Origin of the sequence: Streptomyces sp. NBC_01635 (assembly GCF_045209715.1) — a bacterium.
GTDB lineage: Bacteria > Actinomycetota > Actinomycetes > Streptomycetales > Streptomycetaceae > Streptomyces > Streptomyces hirsutus.
In genome coordinates this window covers 1462000-1478633 of sequence record NZ_CP109277.1, presented here as the reverse complement: position 1 = coordinate 1478633, position 16634 = coordinate 1462000, and the positions used below count along the sequence as shown (strand labels likewise).

General features: G+C 69.0%; 10 protein-coding genes and 1 pseudogene. 4 read left to right on the top strand and 7 right to left on the bottom strand.

Annotated elements, in window-relative coordinates:
• Positions 1 to 2: 2 nt before the first annotated feature.
• Entirely contained in the window at positions 3 to 1049 is a 1047-nt protein-coding gene (locus OHB56_RS07175; RefSeq protein ID WP_326751495.1) for an iron ABC transporter substrate-binding protein, read from the bottom strand.
• 295 nt (positions 1050 to 1344) lie between these two features.
• Here OHB56_RS07175 and OHB56_RS07170 point away from each other — a divergent pair, with 295 nt between their 5' ends.
• Entirely contained in the window at positions 1345 to 4041 is a 2697-nt protein-coding gene (locus OHB56_RS07170) for an AMP-binding protein (RefSeq protein ID WP_406358960.1), read from the top strand.
• A gap of 350 nt (positions 4042 to 4391) precedes the next feature.
• Here the strand turns inward: OHB56_RS07170 and OHB56_RS07165 are convergent, their stop codons facing one another.
• Complete coding sequence (locus OHB56_RS07165; RefSeq protein ID WP_406352256.1) at positions 4392 to 4811, bottom strand: GNAT family N-acetyltransferase; 420 nt, start codon at positions 4809 to 4811, stop codon at positions 4392 to 4394.
• A gap of 421 nt (positions 4812 to 5232) precedes the next feature.
• Positions 5233 to 6173 (bottom strand): annotated as a pseudogene (locus tag OHB56_RS07160) (IS701 family transposase); the annotation flags it as partial.
• Between the two features lie 453 nt (positions 6174 to 6626).
• Here OHB56_RS07160 and OHB56_RS07155 point away from each other — a divergent pair.
• The 3 genes from OHB56_RS07155 (at position 6627) to OHB56_RS07145 (ending at position 11794) form a co-directional block, all read left to right on the top strand.
• Positions 6627 to 9737, top strand: a complete 3111-nt coding sequence (locus OHB56_RS07155) for a glycoside hydrolase family 18 protein (protein WP_406352254.1) — start codon at positions 6627 to 6629, stop codon at positions 9735 to 9737.
• 303 nt (positions 9738 to 10040) lie between these two features.
• On the top strand, positions 10041 to 11417 hold the full coding sequence (locus tag OHB56_RS07150) for an IS1380 family transposase (protein ID WP_406352252.1): 1377 nt from the start codon (positions 10041 to 10043) through the stop codon (positions 11415 to 11417).
• Between the two features lie 191 nt (positions 11418 to 11608).
• Positions 11609 to 11794, top strand: coding sequence for a hypothetical protein (locus OHB56_RS07145; RefSeq protein WP_406352250.1), 186 nt, complete (start codon positions 11609 to 11611; stop codon positions 11792 to 11794).
• 56 nt (positions 11795 to 11850) lie between these two features.
• On the opposite strand, the gene OHB56_RS07140 is transcribed toward OHB56_RS07145, so the two are convergent.
• The 4 genes from OHB56_RS07140 to OHB56_RS07125 form a co-directional block, all read right to left on the bottom strand.
• Positions 11851 to 12246 carry a DUF5958 family protein gene (locus OHB56_RS07140; protein ID WP_326751489.1) on the bottom strand — a complete coding sequence of 132 codons (396 nt, stop codon included), beginning with the start codon at positions 12244 to 12246 and terminating at the stop codon, positions 11851 to 11853.
• 40 nt (positions 12247 to 12286) lie between these two features.
• A complete protein-coding gene (locus OHB56_RS07135) occupies positions 12287 to 12523 on the bottom strand; it encodes a hypothetical protein (RefSeq protein WP_326756919.1) in 237 nt (78 codons plus the stop codon).
• Positions 12524 to 12734: 211 nt separating this feature from the next.
• On the bottom strand, positions 12735 to 15302 hold the full coding sequence (locus tag OHB56_RS07130; protein WP_406352248.1) for an ABC transporter permease: 2568 nt from the start codon (positions 15300 to 15302) through the stop codon (positions 12735 to 12737).
• A gap of 4 nt (positions 15303 to 15306) precedes the next feature.
• Positions 15307 to 16269 carry an ABC transporter ATP-binding protein gene (locus OHB56_RS07125; protein WP_406352246.1) on the bottom strand — a complete coding sequence of 321 codons (963 nt, stop codon included), beginning with the start codon at positions 16267 to 16269 and terminating at the stop codon, positions 15307 to 15309.
• Between the last annotated feature and the right edge of the window lie 365 nt (positions 16270 to 16634).

Genomic DNA, 16634 nt, shown 5'->3' with positions numbered 1-16634 from the left:
GGTCAGACCAGCCCGACGTCCTGGAGCATGGCCAGTGTCTCTTGGAGCGACTCCAGCTTGCCCAGGTCGATGTCCGGGGACTCGAGGGAGTCGAACGGCGGCAGGTCCTCGACCGAGCTGGTGACACCCGCGGCCAGCGGGTACTCCTTCGTCGTGTCGGCGAAGTAGGTCTGCGCCTCCTTGGAGAGCAGGTGGTCGACGGCCTTCTGGGCGGTCTCCGTCTGATCGCCGGCCTTGAGGATGCCGACGCCGGCCACGTTGATCAGTGCGCCGGGGTCCTTGCCGGGCAGGAAGTGGAGCTTGGCGCCCACCTTGTCCTCGCCCTTCTCAGCGACCCGCTCGTACCAGTAGTAGTGGTTGATCAGCCCGAGGGAGACGTCGCCGGACTCGACGGCGTCGAGGGCGGCCAGGTTGTTGGCGTAGGTCTTGCCGTTGGCTTTCAGGCCCTTGAGCCACTCGCGGGTGGTGTCCTCCCCCTCCAGGACCCGCATGCCGGTGACGAACGCCTGGAAGGAGGCGTTGGTGGGCGCGAAGCCGACCTTGCCCTTCCACTCCGGCTTCACCACGTCGTGGATGCTGTCCGGAACCTTGCCCTCGCCGACCTTGTCCGGGTTGTACGCGATGACGCGCACGCGCCCGGACAGCCCCACCCAGTCGCCCGCACTGCCGCGGTAGGCCGGGTCCACCTCGTCGAGGCTGGACTGCGGCAGCTTCGCCAGCCTGCCCTCCTGGGACAGGGCGCCGAGCGCGCCCGCGTCCTGTGAGAAGAACAGCCCGGCCTTGGTGCGGTCGCCCTCCTCCAGGATCTGCGCGGCCAGTTCGGCGCTGTCGCCGTAGCGCACCTCGACCTTGGCGCCGATGGCCTTCTCCAGCTTGTCGAGGATCGGTTTGACCAGCTTCTCGTTGCGCCCGGAGTAGATGACGAGGGTGGAGTCGCCGCTCTCGGCCGAGGAGTCCTTGCCGTCGTCGGCGCCGCAGGCGGCGAGGGCGGGGACGAGCAGGCCGGCCGCGATGAGCGCGGTGATCCGGCCGGCCAGGGGGCGTCGCATGGGGTGCCTTCCTGCGTGGCTTGCCCCCGTACGCCGCGGGTCGCGTCGTCGGTCGGCGAGCAGTGTGCGGTGCTTTCAAGCCAGTTGAGAACATGTTATTAGTAAGGTAAACCTTGCCTAATTGTCAAGGGATCTGTTCTTCTTGCGGACGCTGCCGCAGAAAGGTTTTGCGCCCGTGACATCGCCGCCCGTGCCGCTCCTGGTTCCGCCCGCCGGTCCCTCCGCGAGTCCCCCCTCGGCTCCTGTCGCCGTTCCCGGCCCCCATCCCGTCCCCACTCCGTTGGCCACGCCGCCGGTGCGGCCGCGGTCGGTGGAGTTCGCCCGAGACCTCGCCACGCACGGCGACCGCGTGGCTCTGATCACCGAGATCGGAGAGCTGTCGTACCGCGACCTCGCCACGCGGGTGACCGCGGCGGCCGAACGTCTCGGCGCGGCCCGCCGCCTGGTGCTGCTCGCGGGCGCCAACCGGGTGGACGCCCTCGTCTTCTACCTCGCCGCCCTCACCGCCGGCCACCCCCTCCTGCTGACCCCCGGCGACAACGACACCGCCCTGCGCTCACTCGTAGGCCGCTACGACCCCGACGTGGTCATCCGTCCCGGGACGGACGGGGAGGGCACGACCTGGATCGTCGACGAGCGGCGCGAGACCACGGTCCACACCCTCCACCCGGACCTCGCCCTGCTGCTGTCCACCTCCGGCTCGACGGGCTCGCCGAAACTGGTCCGGCTCTCGCACGACAACCTCCAGGCCAACGCCGAGTCCATCGCCGTCTATCTGAACATCGGCGACGGTGACCGCGCCGCGACGACGCTGCCCATGCACTACTGCTACGGCCTGTCGGTCATCAACAGCCATCTGTCGCGCGGCGCCGGACTGATCGTCACCGGCCTCTCGGTCACCGACGCCTGCTTCTGGGACCTGTTCCGCGCCGCGGGCGGCACGGCACTGGCCGGGGTGCCGTACACCTTCGACCTGCTCGACCGGGTCGGTTTCGAGAGCATGGAACTGCCCCACCTGCGCTACGTCACCCAGGCCGGCGGCCGCATGGCACCCGAACGCGTCGCACGCTACGCCGCGTCGGGGCGCCGCGCGGGCTGGGAACTGTTCGTGATGTACGGGCAGACGGAGGCGACGGCCCGCATGGCGTACCTGCCCCCGGCCCTCGCGCCCGAGCGCCCGCACGCCGTCGGCATGCCCATACCCGGTGGCTCCTTCCGGCTCCAACCGGTGGACGGCATCGACGAGCCGGACACGGGCGAGCTGGTGTACTCCGGCCCGAACGTCATGCTCGGATACGCCGAGGGCTCAGCCGACCTCGCCCTGGGACGCACCGTCGAGGAACTGCACACCGGGGACATCGCACGGCGCGCCCCCGACGGGCTGTACGAGATCGTGGGACGCCGCAGCAGGTTCACCAAGATCCTGGGGCTGCGGATAGACCCGCAGCGCATCGAGGCGATCCTGGAGCAACAGGGCATACCTGCCTACTGCGCGGGCGACGACGACGCACTGGCCGTACTCGCGGTCGGCGCCGAGGGCGTGGACGCGGCACATGTCCGGCACGTGGTCGCGGACCACTGCGGCCTGCCGCCCCGCGCGATACGGGTACGGATGGAGCCCGAACTTCCCCGGCTCGCCTCGGGCAAGCCCGACTACGAGGCCGTACGCCGACCGGCACGCGAAGAGGCGGTGCCGCCGCCCCGCCCCGGGGTCACCGTCGCCGACCTGTGCGCCCTCTACGCGCTGATCCTCGACCAGACCGACGTCACCGAGGACAGCAGCTTCGTGGGTCTGGGCGGCGACTCGCTCTCCTACGTCGAGATGTCACTGCGACTGGAACAGGTCCTGGGCACGCTGCCCGCCACCTGGCACACCACACCGATCCGGGAGCTGCTCGACCACCGTACTCAGCGGCACTCCGCTCGAACCCCGCGACCGTGGCACAGATCCCTGCGCACCCTGGAGACCGGCATCGCCCTGCGCGCGATCGGCATCGTCCTGATCGTGGGCTCACACATCCCCGTCTTCGCCATCCAGGGCGGCGCCCATGTGCTCCTGGGCGTGGCCGGCTTCAACTTCGCCCGCTTCCACCTCTCCGCGCACGAGCGCCGGGACCGTCTGCGGAGGCTGTGGCGTGGCATCGCACGCATCGTCGTTCCCAGCATGGTGTGGATCACCTTCGCGCTGCTGCTGACCCGCGAGTACGACCTGGCCAACCTCGTCCTGGCCAACAGCCTCTTCGACCAGGACGGGTCGGACCCGGAGTGGCGGTACTGGTTCGTCGAGGCGCTGGTCTACTTCCTGACCGGGCTGGCGGTGCTGCTGGCCATCCCGCTGCTGGACCGCGCGGAGCGGCGCAGCCCGTTCGGCTTCGCTCTGGCACTGGTGGGCCTGGGCCTGGTCGGACGCTACGACCTCTGGGACCTCGCCCACATCCGCTACCACCTCAGCCCGACCGTGGTCTTCTTCCTGTTCGCACTGGGCTGGGCCGCGGCGCGGGCACGCACGGCAGCCCAGCGGCTGCTGCTGACCGCGGTCCTGCTGGTCACCGTGCCGGGGCTGTTCCCCGCGGGACAGACCCTGCGCACCTCGATCGTCGTGGCCGGCCTGACCCTGCTGCTGTGGGTCCCGGCCCTGCCCAGCGTTTCCCCGCTCAACCGGCTCGCAGGCATCCTCGCGGGCAGCTCGCTGTACATCTACCTGACGCACTTCCACGTCTACCCGTACCTGCGGGACCACTCCCCGGTGCTGGCCCTGCTCGTCTCCCTGGCGTTCGGAGTGGGGTACGGAGCGGTGGCCACGCGTCTGACGAACCGGTTCCTTCCCTCACTCGGGACCGCCGTGAACTCCTCCGCCTCCGTCCCGACGCCAACAGCCGGATCTGCCGGGAGCGTCTGGGACGAGGGAGGCCGAACCCCGCCCGGCCGCGCCGGGCGCCGCCAGGCGGCGGGGCGGCCGTGCACGCGGCCCTCGCCGCCTTTGAACCGCTGACTTCGCTCCAGCAGGAGCCGCAGCGGTATCGGAAGTGACAGGGGGAGGCCCCCTGGGACGCCCTGGCCGAGGCGGCCTTCCAGCGCGCTTCCACCACCCGCGCTGCTGCCTCCACTCGCAAACCAGCAGCCTCGACCACTACCACCGGCTCCTGGCGGCACTGTTGCGCCGCCTCCCGGGCCGCCCGCCCGCACCCTGGAACAGATCCGAACCCGCTTGTCCGACGAGGACCACGAGACAGATCAACTCTGACAGTTATTCAGGAACAAGCCCCCTGCTGAACTGCCTGCTGCCACTTTCACCCGCCGAGTCTTGGCGGCTCACGAACATCCGCGGAGTCCTGCCCGTGCTTACAGCGGCTTGACCCAGCGTCGCCAGTGGTCCTCGCGGTGGTAGCCGGCCGCGGCCCAGGTGTGGTGGGCCTGTTCGTTGGCTTCCAGGACCATGGCGTCGACGCGTCGCCCGCCCAGGGCGGTGAAGCGTTGTTCTGCGGCTTCCAGCAGGGCGGTGGCGATGCCCTGCCGTCGGTGGTCGGGGTGTACGGCCAGTCGGTAGGCGGAGCAGCGCCATCCGTCGAAGCCGGCTATGACGGTTCCTGTGAGGAGGCCGTCGCGCTCGGCAAGGAGCAGGGCTTCGGGGTCTCGTGTGATGAGGCGGGCCACTCCGTCGTGGTCGTCGCTGATGCTCGTTCCTTCCGCGGCGTCGCGCCAGAACTGCAGCACGGTGTCGATGTCCGGGAGAGCGGCGTGGCGGATGTGAAGATCACTCATGGGGCGAGCCAAGCAGAGCGCTCGTCTGCCTGGCGAACGGGTTTCGCTGCCGGGGAAGCGAGAGGGGGGACGAGCTGGGTCCCCGGGTTCCCGCGGGCCGCGAGCCTGCCGGCCGAATCCTCGTGCATCACGGGTTCAGCGGATTGAGGACCAACCTGGAGCGGCAAAGCGCGGCGAGGCTGCCGTGTTCTCCTGAGGCGGGCCGTCGAGGGTTGTGTCGGGTGGCGGAGTGAAGAATGGAGTGGGTGCTTTAGTGCTGCAACGGTGCTTGTACTGATTGCTGACCAGTTTCAGGGACTGTGCCCGCGCCGCTTGTAGTGACTGACGCGGGCTTGGTGTTGTCGTCTGCGACGCCATGTCGACCAGTGCAGGATGTGCTCGACCGGGGTGGGTCGGCGGTCGGTGAGGCGGGTGAGCAGCCGTCTGATCTCGGCGAGGCTGAGGTGGATGAGCGGGGAGGATCCGTTTCTGCTTTCTCCGCATCCAACTGGCGGGCGCGCAGGACGGTCAGGCAGGCGTGGGCGGCCATGGCCAACGTCATGTGGCGGTGCCAGCCCGGATAGCGGCGGACCTGGTAGTCGTCCAGGCCGCACTCCTGCTTGGCGCTCTGGAAGCACTCCTCGATCGCCCAGCGGCTGCCCGCGATGCGGATGAGCTCGTCCAGGGTCGTGTCGGCGGGGCAGTAGGCGATGTAGTAGGAGATCTCCTCGGGCCGGCTGACACTGCGGCGGGCCAGCACCCGGTGCCGACGATCCGGCCGGTGCCAGGGCCGCACCTCGACCCGGGCCCAGTCATAGATCCGCCGACCGTGGGCGCCGTCCCCGCAGGAACGGCGCTTCCACTTCTGCCGCGGCAGCCCGGGGAACAGCTCGTGCACGGGGTGGTCGATGGATCAGCGGGTGACGACGGTGTCGTGCCGGGGGGTGGCCATGACGTGGAAGACATCGGCCTGCTCCAGCTCGAACCGCCGGCCCTTGCTGTAGCCGTAGCCGGCGTCCGCGGTCACCCACCGCAACGGGAACTTCTCGGCGATGGCCCGGCGGACCATCTCCTTGGCGATGGCCACCTTCGTCTCGAAGGCGACACTGTCGTCGATGCCGGCCCGGCGGCAGCGGTCCCGGTCGTCCGTCCAGGAGGCGGGCAGATACAGCCGCCGGTCGATCGGCGTGCGTCCGCGGCCGGTGGCGTAGGCGAGGAACACGCCGATCTGGCTGGGGGCACCCCCTCTGGGGGATTCTCGGTGCGTCCGGCAGTGCCGGAGTACTGCCGCTGCACGCCGGCCGAACGGACGCCCTTCTTCAGGAAGCCGGTGTCATCGACGATCAGCACGGCTTGAGGGTCTCCGAGGTGTTCGACGATGTACGCCTCGCCCACCACCGGCCATGGAGCGATGTGATGACCGAGGCCCTGGACCGGCTCCAAGCCCTGCCGAAACCCGGCTGACCAGCACGTTCCCTTCCCTGCAAACAGCACCACCCCGCCGGAGCCGTGGAACCCGGCGTCCACCCGACGCGACAGCCGGGCCCTCACGCTGCCCACCATCAGCCCAACACGTCGAAACGGCCCGCCAGTTGCGCTGACGAGCCGTTATGAAATGCCGAGGTTAATGACCGCCGACACCACGGCGACACAAACTCCCCTCACCACCGGCTACGTAGACCAGATGTTCTCCGGGTCATCGATTCCAGGCCATTTCCATCGACCCGTTCTGGCGCGATCAGACGCGACCGGAAGGGCTCATTCCGATCTGTGGTCGACAAGGTCGCCCATGATTGAGTGGGGCGCAGTGATCCACAATAGTAGGAGTGACCTTCAATGAGCCTTTCGTCGGATTATCCTGACGTCCCCAAGTGGGAAGAAAATCCCAGCGGTTACCAGACCGGAGCCGTCGCCAAATACAAGGGCAATATTTTCCGTGCCGCTTTCTGGGCCTCGGAGCCGGGAGTGGGAGACCCCAACGGGAACGGCTGGCGATTCTTCGACGAGCTGTACGACCAGACCCCGCACAAGCCGACCGAGCGGGCGAACATCATCGCCTACATCCCCACCTGGCGGAAGAAGGAGGGATTCGACTACGGCAAGGGCGAGATGTATCGGTACATCACGCACGGCGTCATCGCGTTCCTGACGTTCAGCGACAAGGATTCCGGGGCGTTCGACCCCGCGTCGGTCAGGGAGATCAGCACCATTCTCCCGGACGTGCTCATCGCCGCGAACATGTACAGGACCAAGATCATGGTCGCGCTGGGCGGCGCGAACGACTACGCGTTCCTGGACCTGATGACGGCGATCGGGAACGACCCGGCCTCCCCGAAGCTCGACCAGACGGTCCGCAACGTCGTGGACTACGTCACCCACAACGGCCTGGACGGCGTCGATCTCGACCTGGAGTGCTGGTGGGGCCGACCCGGCGACCAGGACCAGGGCGGCCGGATGAAGAGTGACGGGCCGCATCCCGCGGGGCGGGGTCTGACCCTGTTCGCCAGGAAACTGAAGGAGGCCATGCCCGACAAGATCGTGTCGGCGGCCGTCTTCGGCACCTCGTGGTACGGGAACAACTACGACCCGGAAATGGCCGAACACCTCGACTGGCTCGGCGTGATGACCTACGACCTCACCGGGTCGTGGGACAAGTCCCCGGTCGGTCCGCATTCCGCCCTGCACAAGATCCGCGGGAAGGACACGGCGAAGATCCGTGAGGCTGATGTCTATCTGGAGTCGTACCTCCGCGAACAGCAGGGCGGCTGGCCGGGGGCCAGGGCGGGCGCTGGTTCGGACGCCCCGGGTGGCGACGCTGTGGAGAGCAATCCGATCCTGTCGGTCGAGGACTGCCTCTGGTACTGGACGAATCCGCTCTTCATGAACTGGCAGGGCAAGGGGCAAGGTGTGGACCGCGGCAAGATCGCGGCCGGAGTGCCCATCTACGGTTACGACTTCGTCGCGGGCAAGGAACCGGACGACCTGACCGGTGAGGTGCCCCCGGGGTACAAGGTGCTTCGGTACAAGGAAATCCTGGACGAGTTCCCGGACGCCCATGAGGCCGAGGACGCGAACATCAAGGTGGACGGGAGCACGCCCCGCCCCGAGCTCACCGAGCCCCTGCCTCCGGGCGAGTACCCGTACGCCCACAACATCTATTTCGAGACCCCGGACACCGCCGTCAGCAAACTGAAGTTCCTCAAGGGAGTCGGCGCCAAGGGCGTCATCATCTGGGAACTCTCCAACGACGTCTGGGAAGACGGCAAGAGCATCATCAAGGCCCTCTACCTCGCCTCCGGCAACGAGGTCCCCGAGTCCTCGCCCATCACGGATCCGCCGATCCCGGTGGCCAACTCGTACCTGTGGGACTCCATCGGACTCCTGGGGCACACGACCGGCGCCCTGCAGTTCCAGGACGACGGCACCAAGGACAACGGCATGCGCCAGTTCTCGGCGCGGCTGTGGAACATCCCCGACGACGCGGACTGGAAGAGCGTCGCCCAGAACTGCCCGGCCGTGGTCAAGAGGCAGTACTTCAACCGGCCGACCCGCATCGTGGACAAGGGTGCCCTCGGACTCTGGGGTGAGTTCGACGTCCTCGACAACGATGACGTGCCGAACTGGTTCTGGGGGCACATGGAAGAGATGGGCGGCGCGCCCGACGGGTACACGCGGTACGCCTCGCGCCTCTGGGGCCTGTCCCTCAGCGATGACTGGCAAGAGGCCGCGAAACAGACCCCGGCGCTCATCGCGGGTCAGTACTTCGACGAGCCGACGGAGATCGAGGACAAGGGAGTCGGCGGGCTCTGGGGCCTTTTCGATGTCAGCAACGAACTGAGCCCCGTTCCCGCATTCACGGTGCAGGCCAGGGGCGAGAACGACTGCATGTACTGCCAGGTCGACACCCTTCCCGCCAAGGACCTGGACGGCCTGGGCAACGTGGAACGGTTCAACCTGACGAACACGATGGCCATCGGTGAGGACGCACCCTTCCTCTACTCGGTCATCACCAAGGGCGACGGCTCGGTCGATTTCCCCGAGGGCGTCGTCATGACCCTCGCGGACCCGGACGGGAACTCCTTCGACAAGGACGTCGAGGAGGACGGAAAACTCGTCAAGATGTCCGGCGACTCGGTCCGGTACCTGATCGTCAAGGATCCTCAGGCCGGCGACTGGACCATGTCGATGAGCGTGACCAGGGACGCCGAGTTCCGGTGCGAATGCAACACCGTGCCGAGCGCGAACGTCTACGACACCCTCCTTGAGACCCGCCGGATACTCGACGCAGCGCAGGGCCTCGCCCCTCGGGATCTCGGCAAGACCGGTGCCACGGCGCTCGCGGGTGTGGCCGCGATCGCGTTCCTGGCTCCTGGGACGCTCCCGCTCCTCGCCTTGGGCATGTTCATCTTCGGCGTCGGGCTTACCGCATCCAAGATGCTCGCCGACAACCTGGCGGACACGTCGGAGAACATGGCGGCATACTCGCGGGTTATGTCGCAGTTGGAGAAGAGCCTTCTGGAAAAAGGCCCTGCCGCCTTGGACGAGTACGTCTGGCTGATCGGCAAGAACGTTTCCGGCCCGGAGGTCTACGAGCTTCTCAAGCGCCCCCAGAACATCATCCGGTGGGCCGGGGTGCACGTGGAGGTGCTTCAGCTGGTCAAGCACATGACGGACCCGGAAAAGCAGAACTCCATTCGCCACGTGTTCTGGCAGTGCCTGCTCAAGAAGAGGCTGGGTGAGGAATTCGCCAGGGCGATGGGCACGGCGCACGAGCTTGGCCGCCCCGGGTCCGACGCGGACAACGCGGCGGACGAGAAGAACAACGAGATCGGCCTCCGCCTCGCGGACGAAGTGAAATCCGACAAGGAATGCAAGAAGCGCGTCCACGAGATGTGGGAAGCGGGAGAACTCGCCATCCGGCCCGACTACGAGTCGGACCCGACCTGATGCCGGCGTAAGAGAGCATCGACGGACGGCACCACCGAGCAGGTCCACGACCTGTTACGGGACAGGACCCGTCGCACCCACGGCCGCGGTGCCGAACCGACCGCGGCCGTGGTGGACGCGAAGGACGCAAGCGCCACCTGGTCACGGACACCCTCGGACCGGTCGCTGCCGTCTTGCCTGGCATCGCGCTTTCACGAGGTGAGCTGTCCAGGAGTTGATCAGAAACACGGAAAGTTTTCTTGACCCGCAACGGTGGGACTTGCTGAGGGTCCTGTCGGCTGCAAGGAAAAGAGCACTTTCCAGGTGAGAGAGCCTGTCTCGTCGTACCCACGTGTTCGTGTCCTGGGAGACGGTCGGCAGGTGGTCTCGCAGGCCGGTGCGGTCCTGCTGCTGGACACGGTCTGCAAGACCGGCCTTGACCGGGCGATATCCGCGGCACTGACGCCCTGGCGAAGGCCGCGGGCCGTCCACGATCCCGGAAGGATCCTCCTGGACCTCGCGCTGGCGGTCGCGCTGGGCGGGAACTGTCTCGCGGACGTCGCGATGCTGCGGTGCGAGCCGGCCGTCTTCGGGCCGGTGGCTTCCGACCCTACGGTCTCCCGCCTGATCGACACCCTCGCCGGCTCCGGCGAAGTGGCGCTGCAGGCCATCCGGTCCGCACGGGCCGAAGTCCGCAACCGAGTCTGGTTGTTGGCGGGCAACAAGGCCCCAGACGCTGATCGACAGGTCACGGTCGACCTCGACGGTGTCCTCGTCATCGCGCACTCCGACAAGCAGGACGCAGCCGCGACTTGGAAGAAGACCCACAGCCATCACCCCCTGACAGCCTTCGTCGACCACGGCCCTGGCGGAACCGGAGAGCCGGTCGCCGCCCTCCTGCGATCGGGGAACGCGGGCTCGAACACGGCCGCCGACCACATCATCACTACCCAACTGGCCCTGGCTCAGCTGCCGAAGAAATACCGGCGCGGACGGCAGACGCTGATCCGCACCGACTCCGCCGGCGGCACCCACGACTTCGTCGCCTGGCTCGCGAAGCGAGGCCGATGGCTGTCCTACTCGGTCGGCATGGTGATCACCGAGCCGATCCACAGCCACGTGCTCAAGATCCCGGGCCCGGCCTGGACACCGGCCGTCGAGGCCGACGGCCGGATACGCGACGGGGCCTGGGGTGCCGAGCTCACCGGCAAGCTGCTGGACGGCTGGCCCAACGGCATGCGGCTGATCGTCCGCAAAGAACGACCCCATCCCGGCGCCCAGTTGAGGATCACAGGCGCGGACGGCATGCGGATCACGTGCTTCGCCACCAACACCACCGGCCGGCCGATCGCCGAGCTCGAGCTCCGTCACCGGCTGCGGGCCCGGGCGGAGGACCGTATCCGGGCCGCCAGGGCCACCGGTCTGCGCAACCTCCCCCTGCACCACACCGCACAGAACAAGGTCTGGCTCGAGATCGTCCAGGTCGCACTCGACCTGCTCGCCCGGATGCCGATGCTTGCGTTGACCGGCGAGGCCCGCCTCTGGGAACCGCGCCGCCTGCGGCTTCGCCTGTTCGCCGCGGCCGGACAACTCGTCACCACCGGCCGCCGGCGCATCCTTCGCCTCGCCCGACACCGGCCCTGGACGAGTCACATCACTGCCGCCCTCGACCGGCTCGCTCAACTTCCGAACCCCGGCTGACCAGCAGACTCACGGCCCCGCCGACAGCATCACCTGACCCGGAGCAGTGGAACCCGGCGCCCACCCGAGGCGACACTCGGGCTGCCGCCCTGCCCACCCTCAGCCCAGCATGCGAAAACGGTCCACCGACTCCGTCGGCGGACCGTCATGAAACATCGAGGCTGACGCCACGTGAGACACCCTCTCCAAAGATGGCGACCGAGGAAGCGGTGATCGCTGCCATCTTCGAGACAGTCAGGAGGAACTGCGCCGAAAATGGGGCACCTCTCGCCTTGGTGGAAGAATTTGCGGCATATGTCCACCCCGCCCTCTTCAAGGAAGAGGTCATGGACGCCTTCGAGCGCGCAGACCTGCGAAGGGCGAAACGGGAAGCGTAAACGACTGCATTGGTCGAGCACCGGGAAGTGGCCTTCGGGGGCGCGGTGCTGGGTTGTCAGACGACGGACAGTCTGTGCCACCAGTGACTGCAGCCGCCGGAGCAGAAGCGCTCGCGGCGCCGCGCGTCGGCAATCGTGAGCACCGCGATCAGCAGCCTGAACGCCTTGCGGCGTTCGTCGAGAGGCGCGAGACCGGCGATCTTTCCCAGTTGCTCGTCGATCCGGCCTCGTGAGATCAGCACTGCGGGCGTATGCGTCGGGCGCAGCCCGGCACGGCGGATGCTCTCCGGTGCGTCCTCGGCGACGGCGCGCGCCTGGACGCAGTGATGGCGCAGGAACAGCAGCACCTCGGACTGCTCTTCCTGACCGAGGCTGTCGAACCATTCGATGCCCTCCGACACCGGGCGCAGCCCTTGCGCGAGCTCGTTGAGCAGGACATCGCGTTCGTTCATGACTGCCTCCCGGGGGACAGACGCCGCCCCGCAGCGGTGATCAGGATTCCGAGCAGCACCGCCAGATCGGCCGCGCCTTCGGCGTCGTCGGCCCAGCGGTGGTCTGCAGTGGGTGCACCTGGTCGAGAAGGACGCCTTCGCGTGCCAGGACGAAGGCCAACGCCGACATGGCCGCCCGCGCATTGCCGTCCTCGAACGGATGGAAGAAGAGGATGTCGAGGTAGGTCCGGGCAGCGCGTGAGGGGAGGGGCAGATCCGGGTGAGCGCTCTGGGACAGAGATCGCTCGAATCGCGCCCGCGTATCGGGTGCGAGGCTGTAGCGCTCCTGTCCGCCCTTTGTGAACCTTTGCGAAGGCCGGCATCGTGCGGAAACCGACGAGGTCGTGGCCCGGCACGGTCCGCTGCCACTTCGCCATGAGGGCGAAGGCCAGCGGCCTGCCCTGCTCGGCGTCGGCGAGGGCCAAGCCCAGGGAGCCGGCCCGTGCGTGTCACTCGTGCGCGATCGCCTCCAGGACGTTCATCCGCGACGCGCGCAGGGCCGGCAGGAGGGCCGCCGCGATGCCGACCACCGCCGCACCGATGACGACCGCCACGACGGTGCCCCAGGGGATCGCGAGCGCGGTCATGCCCTCCAGCGCCAGCACCTGGTGTATGCAGACGCCCCACACCAGCCCCAGCACGAGACCCAGCACCGCGCCGAACACCGCGATCACCACCGCCTCCAGCCGGATCATCCGGCGCAGTTGCCGCCGGCTCAGCCCGATGGCCCGCAGCAGCCCGATCTCCCGGGTGCGCTCCACCACCGAGAGCGCCAGGGTGTTGACCACGCCGAGCACCGCGATGATGATCGCCAGCCCCAGGAGGGCGTAGACGAGGTACAGCAGGACCGCGATCTGGTCGTGCACGAGGTCCTTGTAGTCGGCCTGGTCGCGTGCCTGGACCTGCGGATACGGGGCGAGCGTCGTCTCCAGCCGGTCACGGAGCTCATCCGCGCTCGTGCCGTCGGCGGCGTTCACGTACAGCGCGGAGTCCTGCCCGCCGGGCACGTACTTCTCGACCGTCGCGATACCGAGGAACAGTCCGCCCCGCACGCCGAAGCCCTCGCCGCTCTCCATGTCGGTGAGGGCGCCCACGGTCAGCCCGGTGCGCCGCCCGCCCGGGAACTCGACAGGGATCGTGCTGCCCGCCCGGACGCCGTGGTCCACGGCGAAGCCGGCGTCCATGGCGATGCCGCCGTCGGCCAGCGCCGCCGCCGTGTCGCCGCTCGCGTAGGTGATCCGGGCGACGTCGTCGACCCGGTCGTCGTACCCGGCGGCGGTCGTCTCGACCCGCTCCCCGTCCGGCAGCCGCACCGCCACCGGCGCGAACCGCTGCCGTACGACGACGCCCACGCCCTCCGTGTCCCGCACCTGGTCGGTGACCTCCTGGGAGAACGGCAGGAAGTTGGTGTTCTGGATGACGAAGTCGGCGCCCAGCGTCCTGTCGATCTGCTCGTCGAAGGAGCGGGACATGGAGGCGCTGGCCACCGACATGCCGCCGACCAGGGCGAGTCCCACCATCAGCGCGGCGGCGGTGGCACCCGTACGGCGGGGATTGCGCAGGGCGTTGCGCTGGCTCATCCGGCCCACCGGCCCGAACAGGGCGGGGAAGGCCCCGCCCAGCACCCGGATCACCGGCCGCACCAGCAACGGACCGGCGACGACCGTCGCGATCAGGGTCAGCACGACGCCCAGCCCCAGCAGGGAAGCCGCCGGCCCCGTCCCGGTCGGGACGGCGCAGCCCGCCAGGGCGGCGGCGCCGAGCGCCCCGACGACGGAACCCACCACCGCGCGGGTCCGCAACGGGCGGCCCACCCCGGCGATCTCGGCGTCGGCGAGGGCGGCCATCGGGGACACCTCTGCCGCGCGGCGGGCCGGAAGGTACGCCGCCACGAAGGTGACCCCGACCCCCACCGCATATGCCGTGACGGGTGTGACCCACCCGATGACCATCTCCGTGGTGTTCAGGTTCATGCCGAAGACGCCCATCAGCCGGATCAGCCCGTAAGCGAACCCGATACCGGCCGCCATGCCCAGCGTCGAGCCGAACAGGCCGAGCAGCATCGCCTCGGTGAGCACCGATCGGCGCACCTGCCGCCGGTCGGCGCCGAGCGCTCGCAGCAGCCCGAGTTCGCGGGTGCGCTGCGCGATCAGCATCGAGAAAGTGTTGACGATCAGGAAGATGCCGACGAGCACGGCGATCCCGGCGAAGCCGAGCATCACGTACTTGATCACGTCGAGGAATTCGCCCAGCTCGTCGGTGGCCGTCGCGGCCTGCTCGTCGGCCGTCTCCACCTGGTAGGTGCCGGCGCCGAGTGCCTCGGTGACACGGTGGTCGACCTCCTCGGCGGTCACGCCCGGCGCCGCTTCGACGGCGATGCTCGTGGCCCGGTCCGCCGAGCCCAGCAGCTCGACGGCGGCGACCTCGGGATCGAGGAAGACGAGGGCCGAGCCCGGGTTGGGGGCGGTGAAGGCGGCGATCCCGACGATCTTGACGCGGAAGGTGCCCGGCTGCGCCTGCACCGACAGGGTGTCGCCGATCGCCAGGTCCTCGGCGTCGGCGGTGTCCGCGTCCAGTACGGCCTCTCCGGCGCCGCGCGGAGTGCGGCCGGAGGTCAGCTCCACGACACTGCGTTCGTCGGCGGACCAGCCCACCGCGCGCGTGGGTGAGCCGGTCGTCGGCCCCACCGGCTCGTTGTCGCTGTCGACGACCGTGATGTTCCCGGCCCTGACGTCCGGGCGGGCGGATCCGACCCCTTTGATCCCGGCCAGCCGCTCGGCGAGCGAGGCCGGCACGGTCCGGACCTGGCCGGTGGGCACGGCCGCTTCCAGGTCCTTCGGGGGCGCCACGGTCACGTCGGCGGAGGTGGAGGCGAAGAGCCGGTCGAAGGTGCGGGCGACGGTGTCGGAGAAGATCAGGCTGCCCGCGACGAACGCCACGGACAGGACGACAGCCAGCGCGGACAGCAGCAGTCGTCCCTTGTGGGCGAGGAAGCTCCTGAGCGTCGCCTTCAGCACGGTCTCAGTCCTTGCGGGGGGCCGGTTCGTCGGACCGCACGGCATCCCCGGTGGCGGGGCCTGCTCCGGGAACGGGGTCCGGGGCCCGGTGGGAAGCCGGGTCGGGGACGAGGCCGGAAGCCGGTTTCGGGGTGAGGTCCGGGGTGAGGCCGGAAATGCGGCCCGGAGCCGGGATGCCGTCGACGGACCGGGCGCGGATCACGTCGAATCGCTTCATCCGGTCGAGTACCGCCTGTGCCGTGGGCCGCTCCATCTCGTCGACGATCCGCCCGTCGGCCAGGAACAGCACCAGATCGGAGTGGGCGGCGGCGCCGGGGTCGTGGGAGACCATCACCACGGTCTGGTTCAGCCGGTCCACGGCCTCGCGCAGAAAGCCGAGCACCTCCAGCCCCGCGCGCGAGTCGAGATTGCCGGTCGGCTCGTCCGCGAAGATCAGCTCGGGCCGGGAGGCCAGCGCTCGCGCACACGCCACGCGCTGCTGCTGGCCGCCGGACAGCTGCGCCGGCCGGTGCCCGAGCCGGTCCCGCAGGCCCAGCGTGTCGATGACCTGGTCCAGCCACTTCTCGTCGGGCTTCCGGCCCGCGATGTCCATGGGGAGCGTGATGTTCTCCAGCGCGTTCAGCGTCGGGATGAGGTTGAACGACTGGAACATGAAACCGATCCGGTCCCGGCGCAGACGGGTCAGCTCCCGGTCCTTCAGCCCTGTGATCTCGGTGTCGCCGAGCCACACCTGGCCGGCCGAAACGGTGTCTAGCCCGGCCAGGCAGTGCATCAGCGTCGACTTTCCCGACCCCGACGGTCCCATCACCGCCGTGAACCGGCCGCGCGCGATGTCCACGTCCACCGCGTCCAGGGCGAGCACGGTCGTCTCGCCGGATCCGTACGCCTTCGTCAGGCCGCGGGCGCGGGCCGCGATCGAGTCGGCCGACGTGAGGCCGGGGGTGTGCTCCGCAGCGGGTGTGGACAAGACCGTCTCCTCCGTGTAGGCCTCGGGCCGTGCCGGGCGTGCTCGTCGCACCCGACGATAGTGTGATCCGGCCCACACCGAATATCCCTCGTAAGTGCAAGGGTGCGCCATTCCGGTGTAAGGGGCACCGTCCTGCTTCCTGGGCCGGAGCCGGATGACGGAGCCGGAGGCGGCGGCGGACGAGGGGTGCTTCGGCGAGCCGGCCGCCGTGCGGTGAACGGGCCGGCCGGTCCGTTCACCGGCCCCTGCCGGTGCCGGTGCCATGGCGCCGGCACCGGCAGGGGGCCGGGACCCAGCCGGACATACGCGTGGCCGAGGGCGCCGCCCGAGCGGCGCGGGAACGTGTCTCGGCCCGCGGGACGAGC